This window comes from candidate division TA06 bacterium B3_TA06, assembly GCA_005223075.1.
Taxonomy (GTDB): domain Bacteria; phylum Hydrothermota; class Tepidihabitantia; order B3-TA06; family B3-TA06; genus B3-TA06.
Map to the genome: position 1 here is coordinate 34,124 of NJBO01000012.1, position 19,757 is coordinate 53,880.

Consider the following 19,757-nt stretch of genomic DNA (forward strand, 5'->3'; position numbering starts at 1 on the left):
TCTAGAGTGTCCCTCTATCCTTGACGAAGTCAATAGAAGAGAGAAGAATTGAATGCCCAGAATCCGATTTATCTACCTAATATATCCATACGGCATCATGTGGATGGTAAGGCGGATTCCTTAATTCACCTACATACCCTGTCTCGCAGCCAGGCATTGTCTTGCCGAACTCCTCGTATCCATAAGAGGTTACTTTGGTTTCCCACAACCCCAGCTTCTGTAATTCGATAAGACCTTTAAGATGATCAAGTCCGGCATCGGTTATTTGATTACCTCCTAAATAAAGCTCTCTTAATCCCTCAAGTGTCCCTATATGTTTCAGCCCTTGGTCGGTAAGATTACAATAAGAAAGTTCTAGCTTTCTGAGGTTTGGCAGGCCCTTAAGATAAGTAAGATCGCTATCGGTGACAGAGGTGCCTTCCAGTGTAAGCACTCTGAGATTTTCTAAATTGGCGATGTATTCAAGCTCTGCGTCCCCTACCCCTTCCCCGCTCAATCCCAACTCCTTCAGGTTCTTGAGTCGCGCAATATTCCGTAAGTCGCTTCCAGCCGGGGCATTAAGAACCAGTTTCTCAAGATTCTCAAGGCCCCGGGGGAATCTTAATCCCCTATCCTCCAAATATGTCACTACCAGCCCCTTCAAGTTTGGTATCAAACTCAGCTTCCATAGCTCGAAATTGGTAATCCCGGAGTAATAAAAGTAGAGGTCAATATCTTCAGGTATTTCTTTAAAATCCCAAATCGAAATAATATGCGCAATCCACGGCATCATATGGCTAGTATAGGATATTCCTACCGCTCTTAAATTAGGCAGGTATTCGCGGAACCCCTCGACGTGACGCCCAAATTTCACCTCACAGGAAAGGATGCTGTCAGGATCGGCCCTTGGATGGCTTTCAAGCACAGACACATACTCTATCCCTACTACTTTTCCATTTACCTTAATGTAATCCCCTTCGAAGTCGTAAAAATAAACGATGGTATCCTCACCCTGCCAGAAATAAGGCATGATGTAAGGCGCGTGAGAGGCATGATAAACAAAAAGGATGACATCTTCCCCCACCTCCCAATCAGCCACGTCTATCTCTCGCACCACATCCCCCCACTCATCTTCAATAACCAGCCATCGCGGCTCAGGGTTGTCGTAAGCAACAGGGATCTCCTCCATCTCCTTCTTACAGAATGTGATCGATCCCGCAAGGACCGTGAGGTACAGGATCGTTATCTGTTTAAACACGTTCATCACTGCTCCTCCTTCTGTAAACTATTGTAGCAAGCGACGCCTCGTTGTCAACCCCCCTGGATTACAAGCATAAAGAGATATTGCAATCCGCATGTAGAGAGAGGGGGTGTGATGCGTGGGGTATGTGTGAAGGGCGGTGGCTAGCGGATCTCCACCAGCTGGTAGAGGCGAACGCTTTGGACGATGTAGGTAGAAGGTGGTTTTTCGCCCTCAGGCACGATGCGTGCGGTGGAGGTATAGAAAGAGTCGCGCTGCTGGATAGGCAGCCCCACCTGGGGTGCAAACCAGATACTTCCCTTGACCTCGCCCTGTTCCAGGAGCCTTCTGCCCTTGCTTTCGTAAGGGATGAACGACTTACTGTGGTAGTCAATCCGCAGACAGATATACTCCCCAACCTTTTCCCATCCCTTAACATTGAACTGGCTTTCAGCGGTCAAGATACGATCCTCAAACACCACCTTGGTTTCCTGAATCCATGTCTCTCCGGGTTTGAGTTCACGGTCAGGATAGGTCGGCTGGGTCTGCTCAAAGTACTGCTTGCGGTACTCGCTGCGTTCCCTGCTGGGGATGGAACGGGGAGCCGAGCCTGTATCAACTTCGGACATACCGTAGAGTCTACCGTTGGGGGCCATGCTGTAGGTAACAATAGTGGGCTTGAACTCCTGTCCCTCCCTGATAAGGTTGATAGCCTCGCGTATCCGGAAGGCGGAATCAGGCCCTATCCCAAGCACACTCATCTCGGTCTCGATCAGGTTCCCGAACTCACCGCTGCGTTCTCCCTTTTCCCAGCCCTCGATTCTCCAACTACCTGTAACCTCGCTGCGGTAGACGTAGGTTTTGCCCTGCTCAAGCTTCCAGCGCAGCTTTGCAGACCTGCGCTCACAGGATATGGTGAAGGAAAGCATGAATGCTGCGAGTCCTCCAAGAATCAGCATCGCCCACAACCTGCTCTTCGCACGTAACGGCACAGACCTGGCGAAAGCAGAACTCACAATCCCTCCATCCTCTGCCAGGCGGCGGCACGCTCCGAAGGGGTGGGCTGTCCCAGGGAAAGGTTCGCAAGTTCAAGCGAGATGCGCTGCTCGGCATCTTCTTCCAGGATCGCAGGCGGAGCGGTGGGGAGATCTGTGAAGTAGGATGCATCATGCGTTGTCAATACCGGTGCGAAGAAAGAACGAGCAAGAACGAATAGAGATACAGCCGCGGCAGCGGCCAGGGCACCCGCACCGGCTAAAGCCCAGCGAAGCCAGAGCCTGGGGCGGCGCTGACGGCGTTGGACTAACGCGGCCTGCACGCGCGGCCAGATGCGCTCCCAGTAGCCGGGATCGACCTCAAGACGCATGCCCTCACGCATAACACGGTTGAGACCGATCTCCTGTGCCAGCAGCTTGCGGCACCTCTCACACGAACGCAGATGCCTCTGAACAGCCTCTAACTCCCATCCCTTCAGCTCTCCAGCCAGGTAGGCGGCAAGAGACTCCTTGACAGCCTCACACCTCATCTGCACACCTTTCTTATTCTGCGATCTCTCTCTATCTCTGTGCCTTCTATCCCTTGCGAACAAATCCTGCCTCCAAATCGCGTAACCGCGGGCCTAAAAGCTCCTGCAGCCGTTTGCGTGCCCGGTGCAGATGCGTCCGAACGGTCACCTCTTCGCACCCAAGCACCTCTGCAATCTCCGCATAGCTCAAACCTTCCATAAAGGAAAGCACTACCACGCGCCTCTGTCTTAAAGAAAGCTGCCCTAAGGCCCATTGAATCAAAGCGGCAAGCTCCTTGCGTTTCGCACTCTTCTGAGGCGTTTGACCATCCTCAATCGCCAGCGTCTCCCCAGCGCCCAAGTCTTCAAGGGACACAGTCTGACGTCTCTTGACACGACGCAGGCGGTCTATGCACTCATTCGTGACACTGCGCGCCAGGTAGGTCTTGAGAGCTTTAGCCTTGCGCAATCTACCCGCTTTCTCAAAGAACCTGATGAAGACCTGCTGCACCGCGTCATCTGCCTCGCCGTGGTCTCCCAAAAACTTATAGGAGATACTGTAAAGCAGGCGTTGATAACGCTCCACGATGGCGCGGCATGCCTGAAAATCTCCAGCGCGAACACCTGCCAGGAGATCTGCATCGGACGCAAGCCCCTCTCGTCCGGCCGCAGACTCCATCTTTCTATTAGACGAACCGTTTCTGGGCTCTGTTGACATGGAAAGATAGCCCCTCGGGAGTGAGTCAAGGGTATTTTGAGCCGCTGTCCTCGGAACGGCAAGCACTGAGCGCTCCTTCACGATAACGATTGTAACTCGGATTCAACCTCAAGTCAAGGTTTGAGTGCAACTCGTCGCAAAAAAGCTGGACAAAAGGTGGTCAAAAGCTGGACAAAAGGTGGACAAAAAGGGGGCAATTTTGGGGTTTTGAGGTGTATCCCCGCCCCCTTTATCCCCCTACCCTATGGGGTGCAGTAAAGTTAGCACCCCAAGGGGCACACTGTCCACCAAGGAGGGGGAGTTAATGGATCAAGATCACCTTGTGAGTGGTAGCTGACGCGTCACCCTCAATCCTGATGAAATACACGCCGGGTCTGTAACCCTCGCCCCAGGTGAGTGTTTGACCAGCAAGGTGTATTTCATCAACCTTGCGGCCAGAAGCGTCGAACACGGCGAGGTTGAGAGGTACCAAGCCCTCCAGCGCACGCAGGGTGATGTGAGGACCGATGGTGGTGACAATCTGCCAATCGGGTTGTGTTACGGGTGTTACGGGTGCGGGTTCTTCTATACCACTGACGATACCCATGGAGTCGGTTTTGATGAGCCACAGGTATGGTTTATTATCACTCCCACTAATTGTCGCACTGATTATATAACCGCTATCTGATGTTTCACGCACTGAGTTGCCCTCGCCACCGTACTTGTGAGTCCATAAAGTATCGCCTGACGCGTTTGTTTTGATAAGAGAGTATGGCTCGCCGGTTATTATATATCCCCCGTCACTTGTTTGGCAGAGCGAATTCCCTACGCCTGTGCCCAGACTACGAGTCCAGAGGGTATCACCAAGAGAATCGGTTTTGAGAAGCCATATAAGTTTTTCAGCGGTCGAATCGGGGTTTGTCTTATAACCTGTCAGTATATATCCACCATCGTCAGTCATGCAAACGCAATTCCCAGCCTCGTCATAATCATTTGACTCACTTGCTTTGTATTCCTTATCCCATACTATTTTTCCGTCATTGCCGGCTTTAAAAAGCCAGAGATCCAAGTTGTGGTAGAATGCTTCCCAGTTGCCTTTTATGCCTGAAACAATATAACCACCTGAAGGGCATTCAATTACAGATAAACCCTCCCTGTAATTTGCGTCCGTTACCGCACCTCCGTAAGTTCTAGTCCAAAGGGTGTCTCCGTTTGCCTTGGTTCTTACAAGGTATACTGATTTGCTGGCCCCCTGGATAGAGTCAAGCTCCTGAGCTTCGCCAACAGCGATGTACCCGCCATCGGATGTTTGTTTAACGCACCGACCACAGCTCTCAGCTTGCCGGACTCGATACGTTCGACTCCATTGAGTATCACCAGCACTGTTCGTTTTAAAGAGGCATAGGGCGTTAATTTTGCTTCCAGTTAGTATATAACCAGAATCGGTTGTCTGTTCGACGCTTCCCGCAAAGAAATCATAGTTCTTTGCCCACAAGATGGCTCCGTCTTTATCGGTTTTAATGAGTGATTGGGGTGTACTTGAGACTATATATTCCCCTTCCAAAGTTTCTCTGGCGCTGTTATTGGAAAAGGCTCCTTCTTCTCCGAGATTCTTTTCCCAGCCTGCATAGGCTGTGGTAAGAAAAACCAACAATATCGCTGTAATGACGTGAAACTTCTTCATCTTTCCTCCTCTCAATAAACCGGTTTACGCAACATTAACTAGCACAAAACATGCCATCCTCATCAGTTTCTATGTTATTGAAAATCGGCGGGTTGTCAAATGGGAAAATCTGAATCTTTATACATTTGTATAATCTGATTGACGTAGACGGGCCGGTTTGAAAACCGGCCCCTACGAGGTCTTTCATTTTGGAGTGCAACAACCGCGTTGTTGCTGAATTAAATTACGCAATAACATGGTCCTCTCACCGCATAATAATCTGCGTCATCTGCGTAATCTGCGGTTTAAACAATTCGGTTGACTTCCGATAGTCGGTCAGTAGAATCAATCCTTAAATCCCCGAAGGAGGCCTCATGAAGATTGTCGAGTGCGTACCTAACATCAGTGAGGGCAGGGACAAGGCGAAGATTGATGCGGTAACTTCCGTAGTTGAAGAGGTTGAAGGAGTAAAGCTGTTGGACGTGGACCCGGGTGAGGCAACCAACCGCACGGTTATTACGTTCATCGGAGACCCCGACGGCGTGGCCGAGGCCGCGTTCCAGCTGGTGAAGAAAGCATCGGAGCTCATCGACATGCGCACCCACAAAGGGGCTCACCCGCGCATGGGCGCAACCGACGTGTGCCCGTTCGTTCCCGTATCCGGCGTCACCATGGAAGACTGCGCCGAGATAGCAAGAAAAGTGGGTGCCAGGATAGGTGACGAGCTGGGCATCCCGGTGTATCTGTATGAGGAGGCAGCCTCCAAGCCGGAGTGGAAGAATCTTGCCAACGTGCGCAAGGGCGAGTACGAGGGGTTGGCAGATAGGTTTACTGGCCCTGATGCCGAGTACTGGAAGCCTGACTTCGGCCCGGCCTCCTTCAACCCTACAGCAGGGGCGACGGCAGTTGGGGCAAGGGAGTTCCTTGTCGCCTACAACATCAACCTCAGCACCCGGGACCGCAAGGTAGCCCATGACATCGCACTCGACATCCGCGAAGCTGGCCGGGCAAAGAGGGATACGAAGGGCAACATCGTCCGCGACGAGAAGGACAAGGTGATAAAGAAGCCGGGGATTTTTACGCACGTGAAGGCGGTGGGCTGGACCATCGAGGAGTACGGCAGGGCACAGATCTCGATCAACTTTACCAATTACAAGATCACGCCGGTGCATGTGGTGTTCGACGAGTGCGTGAAACAGGCCTCCAAACGCGGCGTGCGGGTGACCGGCTCCGAGCTGGTGGGACTCATCCCCAGAAAGGCGTTGCTTGATGCCGGTAGGTATTACCTTGCGAAGATGGGCCGCTCCACCGGTGTGCCCTCCTCGGAGTTGATTCATATCGCGGTGCTGTCGCTGGGACTGGATGACCTTTACCCGTTCAAGCTGGAAGAAAAGATCGTTGAGGCGTTCGTAGAAAAGGAAGGCTGGCTTGAGGGGATGAAGATTGCCGATTACTTCGACGAGCTCTCTACAGATTCACCTGCCCCTGGCGGCGGCTCGGTGGCTGCGGTATCTGGTGCACAGGCGGCAGCGCTGGTCTCCATGGTGGCCAACCTCACCCACGGCAAGAAGGGTTATGAGGATGCGTGGGAAGATATGGAGAAGGTGGCTATTGAGGCGCAGAAACTCAAGGACGAACTTGCAAAATCCATCGACCGGGACACCAACGCTTTCAACGCGCTCATGGCCGCAAACCGCATGCCAAAGAAGACCGATGAGCAGAAGGCGGAGCGTGAGCGGGCGATCCAGGAAGCGACCCTTGGTGCGATCGAGGTTCCGCTCTCGGTTGTTCGGAACATGATCAAGGTTATGGAACTTGCCAAGATAGCCGCTGAAAAGGGTAACCGCAATTCCATATCGGACGTGTCTACCGCAGCGGCCCAGGCTCGGGCAGCGGCCGAGGCAGCAGCGGACAACGTGATGATAAACGTGCCCGGCCTTGCGGATAGAAAAAAAACTAAAGCCCTGCTTGAGGAATCAACTAAGCTCCTTACCGAGATCCGCAAGGCGGCGGATGAGGTGATAACTCAAGTTCACAAGGTTCTCGAAGGGAATCTGAAGTAACAGTGACGGTTATCGGCTGAATCCTGGATCAAAACCGACGGTAGCAGATGAGTTACAATAAGATGTGCAGTGTTCAAATGGGGTGTCAAGGCCTTGACAAGCCCGCTGACTCGGTTATATTGATTCAAACAGCATTGGAGGCGTGCATGAAGCGAATCCTTTTATTCCCAATCGCGGCAATTATAGCCGTCTTAGCAGTTACCGGATGCGAGAAGCCGCTCCCTGAAGGCCTCAAGGGTGAGATTGCGTTCATAAGTTCGATGGACAACGACGGAGCGTTCGACATCTACGTCATCAGCCTGCCTTCAAAGGAGATCCGCCAGCTTACGCATACCGAGGGGCGAGGCATAGAAAACGTGTGGCTTGACTGGTGCCTGGCAGGCCCGATTGCCTTTGCAAGCACCCGCGACGGCAACTATGAGATATATATGATTAACCCCGACGGATCAGGTGAGGTTCGCCTGACCGAAAACGACTACGACGACTTCTACCCGACCCTGCGCTGGGACGGCAAGATGGTAGCCTTCTCGTCCTCAGTGGCGACCAAAAAAGGCCCGCCCCAGAAAGACATCTTCATCATGGATATCGCAACCCGTAAGACAAAACGCATAACCAAGACACCCGAGGACGAGATTGCCCTGAACTGGTCGCCGGACGGCAAGAAGATTGCCTACTCAAAGTATGTGAGGGGACAGCCTGATATCTTCATACTCGATCTTGCCACCAAGACCTCCACCCGGATAACGTACAGCCCTGGCGAGGATTTAAATCCGGTGTGGACATCCGACTCCAAATACCTGGTCTTTTCCTCCGATCGCACCGACACCGTAAACGTGGCCGGCGAAAGGCTCTACAGTATCTTCACAGTTGACGCGGAAGGAAAGACTCCACCTGAGCTGCTAATCCATAAGGAGAAATATACCATGGGCAGCCCGTCTATCTCTCCTGATAACAAGTGGATCGCCTATCAGTTCAAGCGGGTAGATTGGAACTGGATGTATATAGGGATCCGCAGCACCACCAATCCCAAAGAGTCCTACACCCTGGTCAAGAACATCTACTTCAACCGCAACCCGGTCTGGAAACCGACCTTAGATTAAATCCGGACGCTCGGAGGGGTTGCGTCCGAGCGAGAAAAGGAGGCCTAAGGGTCTCCTTTGTTTTTTTAGGGGGCTACCCCTCGACTACGATCCGGGAGAAGTCGGCTACCTTGAGGAACTCGTTGCGGACGGCTGCTAACAGGTGAAGCCGGTTGGTGCGAACCTTCTCCTCATCAACCATCACGAACACCTCGTCGAAGAAGCGATCAATCGCGGGCCGAATGGATAAGAGCAACTCCAGGGCCTTGCGATAGTCTCTGGATTCAACTGCGGACTCAAGGTTAGGCCGGATGCGGTTGGCTTTTTCCCAAAGCTCTTTCTCCTCATTTTGATCGAACAGTGAATCATCAGGAAGTGGTGTGTTACGGGTGTTACGGGTGATGTTCGCGACACGTTTTTGCCCTACTGCCACCAGGCGGAACTCCTCGCCCTTGTCAAGTTCCCGGAACGCCGCCAGCCTCTGGTAAGCGTCGTAGGGTTCATCGCCTGCAACCGCCAGAACCGCGTCCACCCAGTCGTAAGCAAAGTCCTGATCGGTAAGAAAGAGCCGCAGGCGATTGACAAGGAAGGTGTATATCGCCTCGCGTTTGTCTTCACCCTTACCGATAAGCCGGAGGGTTCGATCCAGCGCGGCGGGGAGACTAACAGATAGTTCACGATCTATTATGATCTTCATTATCGCCCCGGCTTGCCTGCGCAGGGCAAAGGGATCGGATGAGCCCTTGGGCGGCTTGCCAACTATGAAGGTAGCGGCGATGTTGAGGAGCCGGTCGGAGATCGCCAGTATGGCGGACTCGTTGGAGGTGGGCGAGTCGGTGTACTGCTGCCCGATTGCGTTCGAGACTTCAGGCTTTTCGCCTGACCGTTCGGTGTAGATCGCACCTGCTATACCCTGGAGTGAGGTAAACTCCTTCTCGCGCACCAGGTTGGTCAATAGGTCGGCTTTTGCAAGGTGCGCGGCGCGGATATAGGTTTCCTTATCGAAACCGTCTATGTTTGTTCCCAAGGATGTCACAAGCTCGGTAAGCCAGCGGGTCTTGTCCGAGAGTGTGCCGATCCCCTTGACCCACTCCACGCGTGATTCCTCTTCAACAAGGGACCCAAGACCCTTGTTAAGGTCTTCTTTGATGAAGAAGTCGGCGTCCTCAAGACGCGAGGCAGCCATGCGCTCGAACCAGGGCTTGGAAAGCTTTGGATCGAGTGCGGCGGAGTTGGTAACCACCAAAAAGTGCGGAAGGAGCTTTCCTTTCTTTTCAACAACGAACGCACGCTGGTGCTTTGCCAAAGCGGTCTGGAGCACCTCGCGCGGCAAATCAGTAAACCCACCCAGACTACAGGCGAGGATTTTGGGGCACTCCACGAGATTCGTGACCTCGTCGATGAGCTCTTGATTCTCCACCAGCTCGCCTCCCAGCTTCTTCGCGGCTTTGGATAGCTCGGCGACGATCTGCTGCTTGCGTTCGTTCTGGTCAACAAAAACGAAGCCCTCGTTCTTCAGTCTTTGTACGTATTCTTCAGGGTTGTTAATGGCAATAGGCTCAGGATGTGCGAACCGGTGACCAAAGGTCTGGTTGGACGGGGTCAGTTCGGGGAATTGGAACTTGACCACCTCATCACCAAACAGGCAACAGAGCCAGCGGATAGGGCGTGCGAAAGTAACACTCTTGTACTTCAGCCATCTCATTCTTTTAGGGAAAGGAATCTTAAAAATTAGGGAAGGAATAGTATCCGCAAGGAAATCGTAGGTCTTCTCTTCCTTGGATATTATCTTGGCAAAGACGTAACTACCCTTTTCACTTTCTTCAATAGAAAGAGCCGATTCGTCTACCCCGTGCCTCTCTGCGAATTTCTTTGCTGCTTTCGTCCAGTTCCCGTCGGCATCTTTAGCTACTTTCGCAGGAGGACCTTGAGTAAGATAGCTCTTCCGAAGAGTCATCAAAGGGATATCTTCTACGATCAAAGTCAACCGACGAGGTGTCCACATCCTTTTAACCCCCCCGTAAGGGTTCCCGGGATAGCCAATAGCATCCAACTTTTTCTTTAGTTCCTCAGCCAGCCAACTGACCGCCGGTTCCAGGTAAGCCGCCGGGATCTCCTCGGTGCCGATCTCAAGAAGGAAGGTTCTGGTCTCAGGCATCCTTCACCTCCCCTTCGGGGTCGGAGTCGGTGTCTGGCCCCTCCACGTAGAGCTTGGCGACCGCCATGGCAAGCTTGCGAACACGCAGTATGGTGGCCGCACGCTCGGTAACGCTTATCGCACCACGAGCATCTAACAAATTAAAAAAGTGCGAGCACTTTATAACCGCATCATAAGCCGGCATCAGGAGGCCTTTGGAGACCAGCCGCGAACATTCTTCTTCGTAGTGATCGAAAGCCCTCCTCAGGAATTCTGGATCCGCTTCCTTCAGAGAGTAGGCGGAGAAGTCCTTCTCATTTCGCAGGAACACGTCACCCCAGGTCATCTGCTTACCGTCCACCCCACCCCAGGTGATGTCGAATATGGATTCCACACCTTGCAGGAACATGGCGATGCGCTCCAGGCCGTAGGTGTACTCCACCGGGATAACTGGCAAATCCAACCCGCCTACCTGCTGGAAGTAGGTGAACTGGGTTATCTCGATCCCGTCAAGCTCCACCTGCCAGCCAAGACCCCACGCACCCAGGGTCGGAGACTCCCAGTCATCTTCGGTAAATCGCAGGTCGTGCCGCTCAAGGGGTATACCAAGAGCACGAAGACTGCCCAGATAGAGTTCCTGTGAATCCTCGGGGGCGGGCTTGAGGATCACCTGCATCTGCCAGTGCTGGTATACGCGCAAGGGGTTCTCTGCGTATCGTGCGTCTCGCGGGCGCTTTGACGGCTCCACGTACACGCATCGCCAGGGCCGCTCGTCGAGAACTCGAAGGAAGGATGCAGGATTAAACGTCCCCGCTCCAACCTCTGAGGAGTAGGGCTGCATCAAGACACAACCCTTATCTATCCAGTAATCCTGCAGCCGAAGGATAATCTCCTGAAAGCTGAGGGGTTTACTCATCAACTCTCCCAAAAACCTAGAAGAAAAGAGCGCTAAAGACCAAGCTCATCCCGGATACCACGCATCGCCTCAAGAGAGATCGATACGAACTCGGAAAGCTGTATGCCTAACTCGGAGCAGGTCCTTATCTGATCGCGGTCAGCACCCGCGGCGAAGCGCTTGTCCTTGAAGCGTTTTAGCACGCTTTTGGCCTGAATCCCGGCAAGCTTTTCCGGATGCATAAGTGCCGCGGCTACGATCAGACCGGTCAAAGGATCAACTGCATAGAGCGCCTTGTCGAAGTTAGTGACCCTGGGGACGTCACCCAGGTGGGCGCGAATCGCCTGCACCGCATCCGGGGGCAGACCTTTCTCATCCGCTACCCTCGCCCCCATCTCGCCGTGCAGCATCATGTCCCCTGCTTTCTCTGCATCCTCGTAGGATACATCGTGCAGGAGCCCGGTAAGTCCCCAGACCTCGGGGTCTGCGCCAAGCTTCGAGGCAAGAGCCTTTAAACAAACCTCGGTGGCAAGCATGTGCTTGCGCAGATTGACGTTGGATACCTTCTCTTCAAGCAACTTCAATGCTTGTTCACGTGTAATCATAGCATAAGGATAGGGAAAATGGGAGCCAAGTCAACGCCTGAGATCGAACCAGCGACTGCGTCTGACTGAGGCTTATATCTTTCTTTGTGTCCTGCGTTCGGCAAACCAGGAATAGAGCACCGGAACGAGGATAAGGTTGGCCGCGGTGGCGGTTAACAGTCCGCCTACCGTGGGTGCGGCCATGGGCTTGACCACCTCTGAGCCTGTACCCTGGGAGAAGAGGATAACAACCATAGCCAGCATGGTGGTGGCCACGGTCATGAGTGCAGGGCGAACACGCAGGGAAGCGGCATCGAGCACCCCATCCCGGACAGCTTTAGGATCACGGAAGAGCTTATCCTTCAATCGGTTGCGCAACACCGACATCATCAGCACCCCGGAGTCGGTGGCAACGCCAAAGAGTGCGATGTAGCCCACCCAGACCGCAACCGAGAAGTTGTAGCCCAGGATTATCTGCAGGAGCAGCCCTCCGGCGATGGAAAGAGGAAGACCCAGAGCGATTATCCCCAGATCCCTGAACGACTTGAAGCCCTGATAGAGGATGAGAAGGATAATCAAAAGCGAGATGGGTACGATGATAGAGAGACGTTTACGGGCGCTCACCTGGTGGGTGAAGCTTCCACCCCAGGAGATGGAGTAGCCGGGGGGCAATTCGACTCTTGAAGCGACGGTTCGGGAGGCCTCACGCACGAAGCTCATCACGTCGCGGCCACGCACGTTGGCAAGTACGTAGCTGCGCGGGATGCCGTTGGTGGAGTTGATCATCGCCGGCCCCATGGTGCGCTTGATGGCAGCGATCTGGCCCAGGGGAACCACGGCTCCTTGCTTGGTGGGTACAAGCACTCGTTCCAGGTCCCGGACCTCGGTGCGCATCGCCCTGGGGTAACGAAGCTGAAGACCGTAGCGCTCCCTGCCTGCGAAGATGGTGGTAACCTCCATCCCTCCCACCGCAGTCATTAGCACATTCTGCACGTCACCCACCGACAGCCCGTACCGCGCCGCCTGTCGGCGGTTTATCTCTATCTCGACATAAGGCTTGCCGACCGGCCGCTCGGTGAAGAGGTCAGCCGCGCCGGGTACTTCACGCAGCACCCTCTCTACCTCCAGACCGATGCGCTCCAGTTCGCGGATGTCCGGCCCCATGATCTTGGCACCCACCTGTGTCCTTATGCCTGTGGCGAGCATATCAATGCGGTTGATGATCGGCTGGGTCCAGATGTTGGATACGCCGGGGATCTGCAATGCGGCGTCCATCTCTCCGATTAGCTTCTCCTTGGTCATGCCTCTGCGCCACTTACGGCGCGGCTTGAGGTTGATTACCGTCTCGATCATGGATACAGGTGCGGGATCGGTGGCGGTCTCGGCGCGGCCCAGTTTGCCGACCACGCTGGAAACCTCGGGGAAGGTGGAGAGCACTGAATCCTGGGTACGCATCACCTGCATCACCTGAGGAAGAGAAGCGGACGGCAGGGTGACGGGCATAAAGAGTATGGAGCCCTCGTCCAGCGGCGGCATGAACTCCCCTCCGATGAAGGGCACGGTTGCAAGGCCTCCCACGGTAATGACAGCAGCGGTGATTACTACGACAAGCTTATGCTTGAGTGCCCAGTTAAGAATCGGCCGGTAGCCTCGCACGATCGCATGGGAGACCGGATTCTCCTCTACTTTGCGGAGACGACCGCGCAAAATGAATGAGGTGAGGACGGGTATGAGAAACAGAGATATCAGAGCGGCGGCACCGATGGCCAGGGTTTTGGTCCATGCAAGGGGCCCGAACAGCTTGCCCTCCTGACCGGTTAACGCGAACACCGGGGCGAAGGAGATGAGGGTGGTGAGGATTGCCACCAGGATCGGCGGGGCTACTTCTCGCGCCGCCTGGGCGGTAACTTTGAGCGGCGGTTCTCCGGGTGCTTCAGCCCTTCGACGAAAGATATTCTCGGTCATTATGATGCCGTAGTCCACCATAACCCCGACGGCGATCGCCACTCCGCCCAGCGACATCACGTTGGAGGTGATACCTATAATCTTCATAAATACGAAACTTGTGGCCACGCCGACAGGAAGTACAAGGGAGACGGCGAAGGTGGAGGCGAAGTGGAGAAGAAACAAAGTGACGACCAGGATCACAATGATGATCTCGATTATGAGGGTAGTGCGCAGGGTCCCGATGGTGCGGTTTATGAGTCCGGAGCGATCGTAGAACGGAACGATCTTGACACCCTGGGGAAGTCCGGGTTCGATCTCGGCTATCTTGGTCTTGACCTTCTTTATAACCTCAAGGGGATTGGAGCCATACCGGACGATAACCACCCCGCCAACCGCCTCCTGCCCGTTTTTATCCAAAGCACCGCGGCGGAACGCGGGACCTAACTGGACGGTGGCCACATTCCGGACATAGATGGGGATGCCGTCGCGGGCGGTTATCACGATGTTTTCGATATCCTCAACGTCTTTGATGAAACCGATGCCCCGGACAACGAACTCCATCCCCCCTTGCTGGATCACCTTAGCTCCTACGTCCACGTTGGAGCGCTCGATAGCCCTGGATAGCTCATGGATACTGATGCCGTGGTCGGCCAACCGGTTGGGGTCAACGTCCACCTGGTACTGACGCACGAACCCGCCTACCGCAGCGACTTCAGCGACACCCTGAACCGACTGCAGCTGATAGCCGATGTAGAAATCCTGGATGGCACGCAGCTCGTCTAAAGAGTAACCCTCGCCCTCCACCGTGTACCAGAACACCTGCCCCAGACCGGTGGCGTCCGGGCCGAGTACTGGCACAGCGTCAGGTGGGAGTTCTCCCTTAAGCTGGGCTAATCGTTCCAGAACCCTCGTGCGCGCCCAGTAGAAGTCCACGTTGTCGGCAAAGATCACATAGATCATCGAGAACCCGAACCCGGACTGACCGCGCACCTCCTTCACTCCGGGAAGACCCTGAAGCTGAACCGAGAGTGGGTAGGTTACCTGATCCTCAACGTCCTTGGGGCTTCGACCCATCCATTCGGTGAACACGATCTGCTGGTTCTCACCAACGTCAGGTATGGCGTCCACCGGCGTCTCGGTCAGCGCCCAGATGCCTGCACCCAGAAGAAGCAGGAAGAACGCCAGGATCAAAAGTCGGTTTTTTAAGAGCCAGGAAAACATTAAATTCTCATTTTCTCAAATCCGTAGGGGCACGGCATGCCGTGCCCCTACATTCTTACATCCTGTGATGCTCGCCCTCTCCGTGCATCTCCTCTTCCATCTCTTCGTGGTGCTCTTCCATGTACTCGCCAGGATCAGCCACGAACTTGGTTTTGCAATCTGCGGAACAGAAGTAGTAGGTTTTGCCTTCGTATTCGTAAGTGGGGGTCTCGTCGGTGACAGTTACCTCCATGCCGCAGGTGGGATCTGTTGCCTTCTTGGTAACCTCATCGGTCTTCGCCTTGCTGCCACAGCCGGCAAGGAAGCCTACCAGAACAACGGCTCCGAAAAGCAACGCCGCTCCTAAAAGAGTGGGTAGGGTTTTCTTTAGCATCTTTTCCTCCTTACTTAGTGTTGATGCAAGTGAGCGGGAGGCGCTTCGCCTCCTCCCGCGTCCACCTCGGAGGCGCCGCCGTAAAGCGCGGAGGAGCCTCCGGTTATCCTTGTTTCCGAATCTATGAGAAATCCTCCCCGGGCGACCACCTTCTCACCCTCAGCCAGTCCGGAGATCACCGGGTAGTAACCGTCCGCCGAAGGTCCAACCTCGACCTTTCGGGCGATGAACATCCCGTCACCGGCATCAACGTAGACGATCAACTCCTCCCCGGTATCGATCACCGCGTCACGTGGCACAGCCAGTACCTTGCCCACCGGCTGGTGGATGTCCACGTCAACGTACATTCCGGGCTTGACGTAAGAACTGGTTGATTTGGGTTGAATCCTCACCTTGACCGACCGGGTGGCCTCATCGAGCACCGGTGCGATGAACGTAACCTTGCCTTCGTATTTTTGCGACGGGTCGCCGGGCAAGGAGAACACCGCGTGCTGGCCGAGCTTGACCGATGAGATATCCTGTTCATACACCGCTGTCTGGATCCACACCCGATGAGGGTTGCCGATCTCGAACAAAGGCTGACCGGTCTTCACGTACTCGCCCTGGACCACGTGCTGGCGGGTGACAGTGCCCGATTGCGGGGCAACGATGGCCATGACACTGCCGGTGCGTTCAAGCTCGGCGATCTGGGCGTCGGTGATTCCCCATAACCTCAACCTGTCTTTTGCGGCATCAAGAAGGGCCTTTGCGTTGGCAATGACCTGATCCGATGCCCCCTCGGCCAAAGATTCGTAAGAAGCTTTGGCCGATATGTATTCCTGCTGGGCCGCGGCCAGCTCCGGGCTGTAGATCTCAGCCAGCGCTGAACCGGCATTCACCACCGCACCCTGAAAGTTCACGTAAAGCCGCTCGATGCGGCCGCCGAATCTCGCAGAAACCGTGGCCAGGGCGCGCTCGTCGAACACCACCGTGCCCGTGGTCTTTATGGAATGATTCAGTTCAAGCTTCTCCACCGTTGCCGTGCCTACCCCGGCAAGGTTCATCTGGTTTGCTGACAGCTGGATCATGCGTGGGGCGTCCACGTCATGGGAGTGCTCCGTTCCACCTGATTTTACCGGTATCAGATCCATGCCGCAGATGGGGCAGTCGCCCGGCTCCTCGGACCTGACCTGGGGATGCATCCCGCACGTCCAGCCCGCATCCGCGTCAGAGCCCTCCTCAGCAACACTGTCAGATTTGCAGCTTATTACAGAAATGGACAGTGCTGCTATCAAAACTACCCCGATAAAAATGATTTTCGGAATTTTCTTCATCTTGTCTCCCTTTTAATTTCATATCCTCCCAGAAGTGCTCGCAGATCAGCGAGTGAGGTCTGATACTCGAATCGGGACGCTTCCAAGGACATCCTTGCCGACCGCCAGCTCCGCTCCACTTCAAGAAGGGTGTTGAACTCCACCGCCCCGGTCTCGTAAGCCAGCCGGGAGCTGGCCAACGCCTGCTCGGCCAAAGGCAGCACCTCGTGCTGGATGCGCTCGATCTCCGCCCGGGAAGCGGTCAGCTTTGCCGTAAGTTTTGCATACATGGTTTCCACCTGATTACTGGTCGCCTGATTCTGATAGATTGCTACTTTGCGTTCAGCCGAGGCTTCGGTGATTCGATTGCTTCCTTTAGGCCAAACCCAAATAGGAAGGGTTATGCCGACCATTACGTCGCCGGATCCCATCCCACCGTCCGCCTCACGCCAACGATACGCAGCCATGAAGTCAGGCGCGAGCGCAAGCCACGATCCGGTAAGCTGACGTCTACTGGCTCGCAGTTTCGCCTCGCTTGCCTCGATCATTGGAGCGGATTCGGTGGGAGGGAGATCGGCGGAGGTAAACTCTACGGGAATCTCATCAGGCAGTTTAGGCAGATCATCTGATTCTCTGCCTAAAAGCAAAGCAAGCTCCACTCCGGAGGCGTCGAGTTTTTCTTCAAGACCTATAAGCTTCACCTCGACCTCTGAACGCGCCAGCTGCGCCCTTAACACCTCGGCCTGGGGTGTGGCACCGGTGGCGTACCGCGACCGGGCACTGGCAAGAAGCTGACCAAGAAGTACCAGGCTCTCGTTGAGAATATCCCGATCCCTGGACAACCGGTAGACGGTCCAGTAGGCGCGCTCAACATCGGCAAGGGTGCGAGAGACAGTGGCGTCGGATTGTGCCTCGACCATATCCTGCTTGGCTGCCATAGCCGTTCCCCTCGCAAGTGTCTTGCCCGGGAACGCAATCATCTGCGACACCGCGTACTGCCTCATTCCTGCGTCAGCCGGATCCAGAGAACCCGGAGGGATATTCATCCACATCACCTCGAAGGAGGGATCGGGCCACAGGAAACTGGGTAAGACCCTGGCGGAAGCGGCATCAACCTGGGCATCGGCGGCCAGGATGGTGGGATTGTTACGCATCGCTTCCTCAAGTGCCTCCTCCAAAATCAGCACCTCGGAGGCATACCCTACTATAATAGTAAAGATTAAGGCCAAGACTATCCCCTTACTGAAGTGCTTCACCCTCATCTCTCATCCTTTAACTTGACACCAAGGTATTCCCATACAAATGGTAGGAATAAACGCCGGTTGATTATAGTAATTTCTGCCCCTGCGTCAAGGGCATATCTACGCCAGAGAATTTTATCTTACACTTTATGGATGGATCCCTTCCATGTGTTATTAAGGCGAAAACAGAATTATCGTTTGGGGGCCCAGCGGAGTCACGGAGTGACTCCGTGAGGTGCAAGAGCCGACGAGTGGATTCGAACCACTGGCCTACGCGTTACGAAAGCGTTGCTCTACAACTGAGCTACGTCGGCATGCCTCTGTCGCCCACATGTGCTTGCGCAGATTGACGTTGGATACCTTCTCTTCAAGCAACTTCAATGCTTGTTCACGTGTAATCATAGCTTAAGAATAGGGAAAATGGAAGCCAAGTCAACGGCATCTTAGTGGAGACTCGCCAATAAAAAGGATGTCTTTGCCCAGCTTCAGGGAGAGGGAAGTTCCGGGATCCTAAGCGTATCCCCTTTCTTGACCCCGTGGGCACCGAACCAGCCTTCCTCCATCTCGATCGCATATCGAAACGGCCTGAACGGCATGTGCATGGTGGTGGTATCAAAGGGCTGCATCTGGCGGATGCCCACAATCTCGCCGGCGGAGTTTATAAAAGCGATACAGAGTGGTATCTTGGTGTTCTTCATCCAGAAGGGATAGATAGCTTCCTGAGAAAAAACAAAAAGCATGCCGCTGTTAGGCAAAAGTGAATCCCGGAACATCAAGCCGCGACGACGGGTATCTTCATCATCGGCCACCTCCAGGGTCACCTTGGTTCCTCCCACCATCATCTCCACCTGCTTCGGTTTATCCGGGGTCTCCTGGTTTGGAGCAGATTTCGCCTTACATCCACAAGGTCCAACAACTCCCAGCATTCCGATCACCGCACTCAGCACCGCCCCGGAAAGCCAGCCTTGAGGTAGCAAGAAACCCCTGCCTGCCTGTACCTTAATCCCAGTATATAAAGCGTCCGCAGTTCGGACAGTTGTGGACTGCCCTACGCTGACCTGAAAGCTCTGTTGGAACCTTGCTGAAGCACCCGCCACAAAAGCCATTCACAACAGGGACAATCGCCCAATCATTGTAGCGACTGATTATGCGCTGATACATCTGGTAAAGTGCAGGGTTGATCCGCTCCAGAAGCTTCTTGCGCTTCTTTAAGAGCATCTGGACAGGGTCTTCGGCGGTTGTTTGGAAACCAATCTTCTGGAACTCGCGTCTCATCTCGGTGTTACGCCAATCCTTGATCATATAATCCAGATGCTGCAGCTCTAGGAGGGACTTGAGTTCATCAGACATCAGAGCTCCCCTTCGATCTCTTTAACAAGGGCTATAAACTCCTCAGGTGTTTGCGGTTTTTCGTAACGTTTGCGCTTGAGGAGTTCCTGGCAAACGACCGCAACCCTGCCCAGGGTTATAAGGTACTGATTACCTGGATCCTGGGGAGGTGCAACTATCAGGAAGAATAGATGCACAGGTTTCTTGTCGATAGCGTTAAACTCCACCCCGGCATCAGAACGCCCCACTACAACCTCTAACTTGTCTGCAACCAAAGAACGTCCGTGCGGGATTGCAACGCCCTTGCCGATTCCTGTGGAACCGAGATCCTCCCGCTTGAGTAACGTTGAGACAAGAAGGTCTGAATCTTTGTCCTTGCGGATGCAGCCCACCAGCTCCCGCAACACATCCTTCTTCTTCCGCCCCGAAAGGCTGAGGCTTATACACTCCGGTTTGAGCAGATTGTAGAGATTCACCGAACCTCCTTTAAGACATCGCAATTAACATAAGGCT

General features: G+C 54.3%; 16 protein-coding genes and 1 tRNA gene. 2 read left to right on the top strand and 15 right to left on the bottom strand.

Annotation, left to right across the window (positions count from 1 at the left end):
- Positions 1–76: 76 nt before the first annotated feature.
- The 5 genes from CEE36_07770 to CEE36_07790 form a co-directional block, all read right to left on the bottom strand.
- Positions 77–1,243, bottom strand: coding sequence for a hypothetical protein (locus CEE36_07770; GenBank protein ID TKJ41944.1), 1,167 nt, complete (start codon positions 1,241–1,243; stop codon positions 77–79).
- A gap of 140 nt (positions 1,244–1,383) precedes the next feature.
- Entirely contained in the window at positions 1,384–2,235 is an 852-nt protein-coding gene (locus CEE36_07775; protein TKJ41945.1) for a hypothetical protein, read from the bottom strand.
- A complete protein-coding gene (locus tag CEE36_07780; GenBank protein TKJ41946.1) occupies positions 2,232–2,807 on the bottom strand; it encodes a hypothetical protein in 576 nt (191 codons plus the stop codon). Before CEE36_07780 ends, CEE36_07775 begins: the two co-directional genes overlap by 4 nt.
- A complete protein-coding gene (locus CEE36_07785) occupies positions 2,791–3,507 on the bottom strand; it encodes an RNA polymerase subunit sigma-24 (GenBank protein TKJ41947.1) in 717 nt (238 codons plus the stop codon). The genes CEE36_07780 and CEE36_07785 overlap by 17 nt, the downstream gene beginning before the upstream one ends.
- 235 nt (positions 3,508–3,742) lie before the next feature.
- On the bottom strand, positions 3,743–5,104 hold the full coding sequence (locus tag CEE36_07790) for a hypothetical protein (GenBank protein ID TKJ41948.1): 1,362 nt from the start codon (positions 5,102–5,104) through the stop codon (positions 3,743–3,745).
- Between the two features lie 353 nt (positions 5,105–5,457).
- Between CEE36_07790 and ftcD the strand changes: the two genes are divergently transcribed.
- Together ftcD and CEE36_07800 are read left to right on the top strand one after the other, a co-directional pair.
- Entirely contained in the window at positions 5,458–7,146 is a 1,689-nt protein-coding gene (gene ftcD / locus CEE36_07795; GenBank protein ID TKJ41949.1) for a glutamate formimidoyltransferase, read from the top strand.
- A gap of 47 nt (positions 7,147–7,193) precedes the next feature.
- Positions 7,194–8,246, top strand: a complete 1,053-nt coding sequence (locus CEE36_07800) for a hypothetical protein (protein TKJ41950.1) — start codon at positions 7,194–7,196, stop codon at positions 8,244–8,246.
- 73 nt (positions 8,247–8,319) lie between these two features.
- On the opposite strand, the gene CEE36_07805 is transcribed toward CEE36_07800, so the two are convergent.
- The 10 genes from CEE36_07805 to CEE36_07850 form a co-directional block, all read right to left on the bottom strand.
- Entirely contained in the window at positions 8,320–10,383 is a 2,064-nt protein-coding gene (locus CEE36_07805; protein ID TKJ41951.1) for a glycine--tRNA ligase subunit beta, read from the bottom strand.
- The gene (locus CEE36_07810; GenBank protein ID TKJ41994.1) at positions 10,376–11,281 is read right to left on the bottom strand and encodes a glycine--tRNA ligase subunit alpha; all 906 of its coding nucleotides are present in this window, start codon (positions 11,279–11,281) and stop codon (positions 10,376–10,378) included. Before CEE36_07810 ends, CEE36_07805 begins: the two co-directional genes overlap by 8 nt.
- A gap of 29 nt (positions 11,282–11,310) precedes the next feature.
- Complete coding sequence (locus tag CEE36_07815; protein ID TKJ41995.1) at positions 11,311–11,859, bottom strand: phosphohydrolase; 549 nt, start codon at positions 11,857–11,859, stop codon at positions 11,311–11,313.
- 75 nt (positions 11,860–11,934) lie between these two features.
- Positions 11,935–15,009, bottom strand: coding sequence for a CusA/CzcA family heavy metal efflux RND transporter (locus tag CEE36_07820; GenBank protein TKJ41952.1), 3,075 nt, complete (start codon positions 15,007–15,009; stop codon positions 11,935–11,937).
- A 55-nt stretch (positions 15,010–15,064) separates the two neighbouring features.
- Entirely contained in the window at positions 15,065–15,382 is a 318-nt protein-coding gene (locus CEE36_07825) for a hypothetical protein (protein TKJ41953.1), read from the bottom strand.
- A 14-nt stretch (positions 15,383–15,396) separates the two neighbouring features.
- Positions 15,397–16,695, bottom strand: coding sequence for a hypothetical protein (locus tag CEE36_07830; GenBank protein TKJ41954.1), 1,299 nt, complete (start codon positions 16,693–16,695; stop codon positions 15,397–15,399).
- Positions 16,692–17,936 carry a hypothetical protein gene (locus CEE36_07835; GenBank protein ID TKJ41955.1) on the bottom strand — a complete coding sequence of 415 codons (1,245 nt, stop codon included), beginning with the start codon at positions 17,934–17,936 and terminating at the stop codon, positions 16,692–16,694. The genes CEE36_07830 and CEE36_07835 overlap by 4 nt, the downstream gene beginning before the upstream one ends.
- Positions 17,937–18,157: 221 nt before the next feature.
- Positions 18,158–18,229: transfer RNA gene (locus CEE36_07840), tRNA-Thr, on the bottom strand.
- Between the two features lie 171 nt (positions 18,230–18,400).
- On the bottom strand, positions 18,401–19,021 hold the full coding sequence (locus CEE36_07845; GenBank protein ID TKJ41956.1) for a hypothetical protein: 621 nt from the start codon (positions 19,019–19,021) through the stop codon (positions 18,401–18,403).
- A gap of 243 nt (positions 19,022–19,264) precedes the next feature.
- Positions 19,265–19,744 carry a PTS fructose transporter subunit IIA gene (locus CEE36_07850; protein ID TKJ41957.1) on the bottom strand — a complete coding sequence of 160 codons (480 nt, stop codon included), beginning with the start codon at positions 19,742–19,744 and terminating at the stop codon, positions 19,265–19,267.
- Positions 19,745–19,757: the final 13 nt, after the last annotated feature.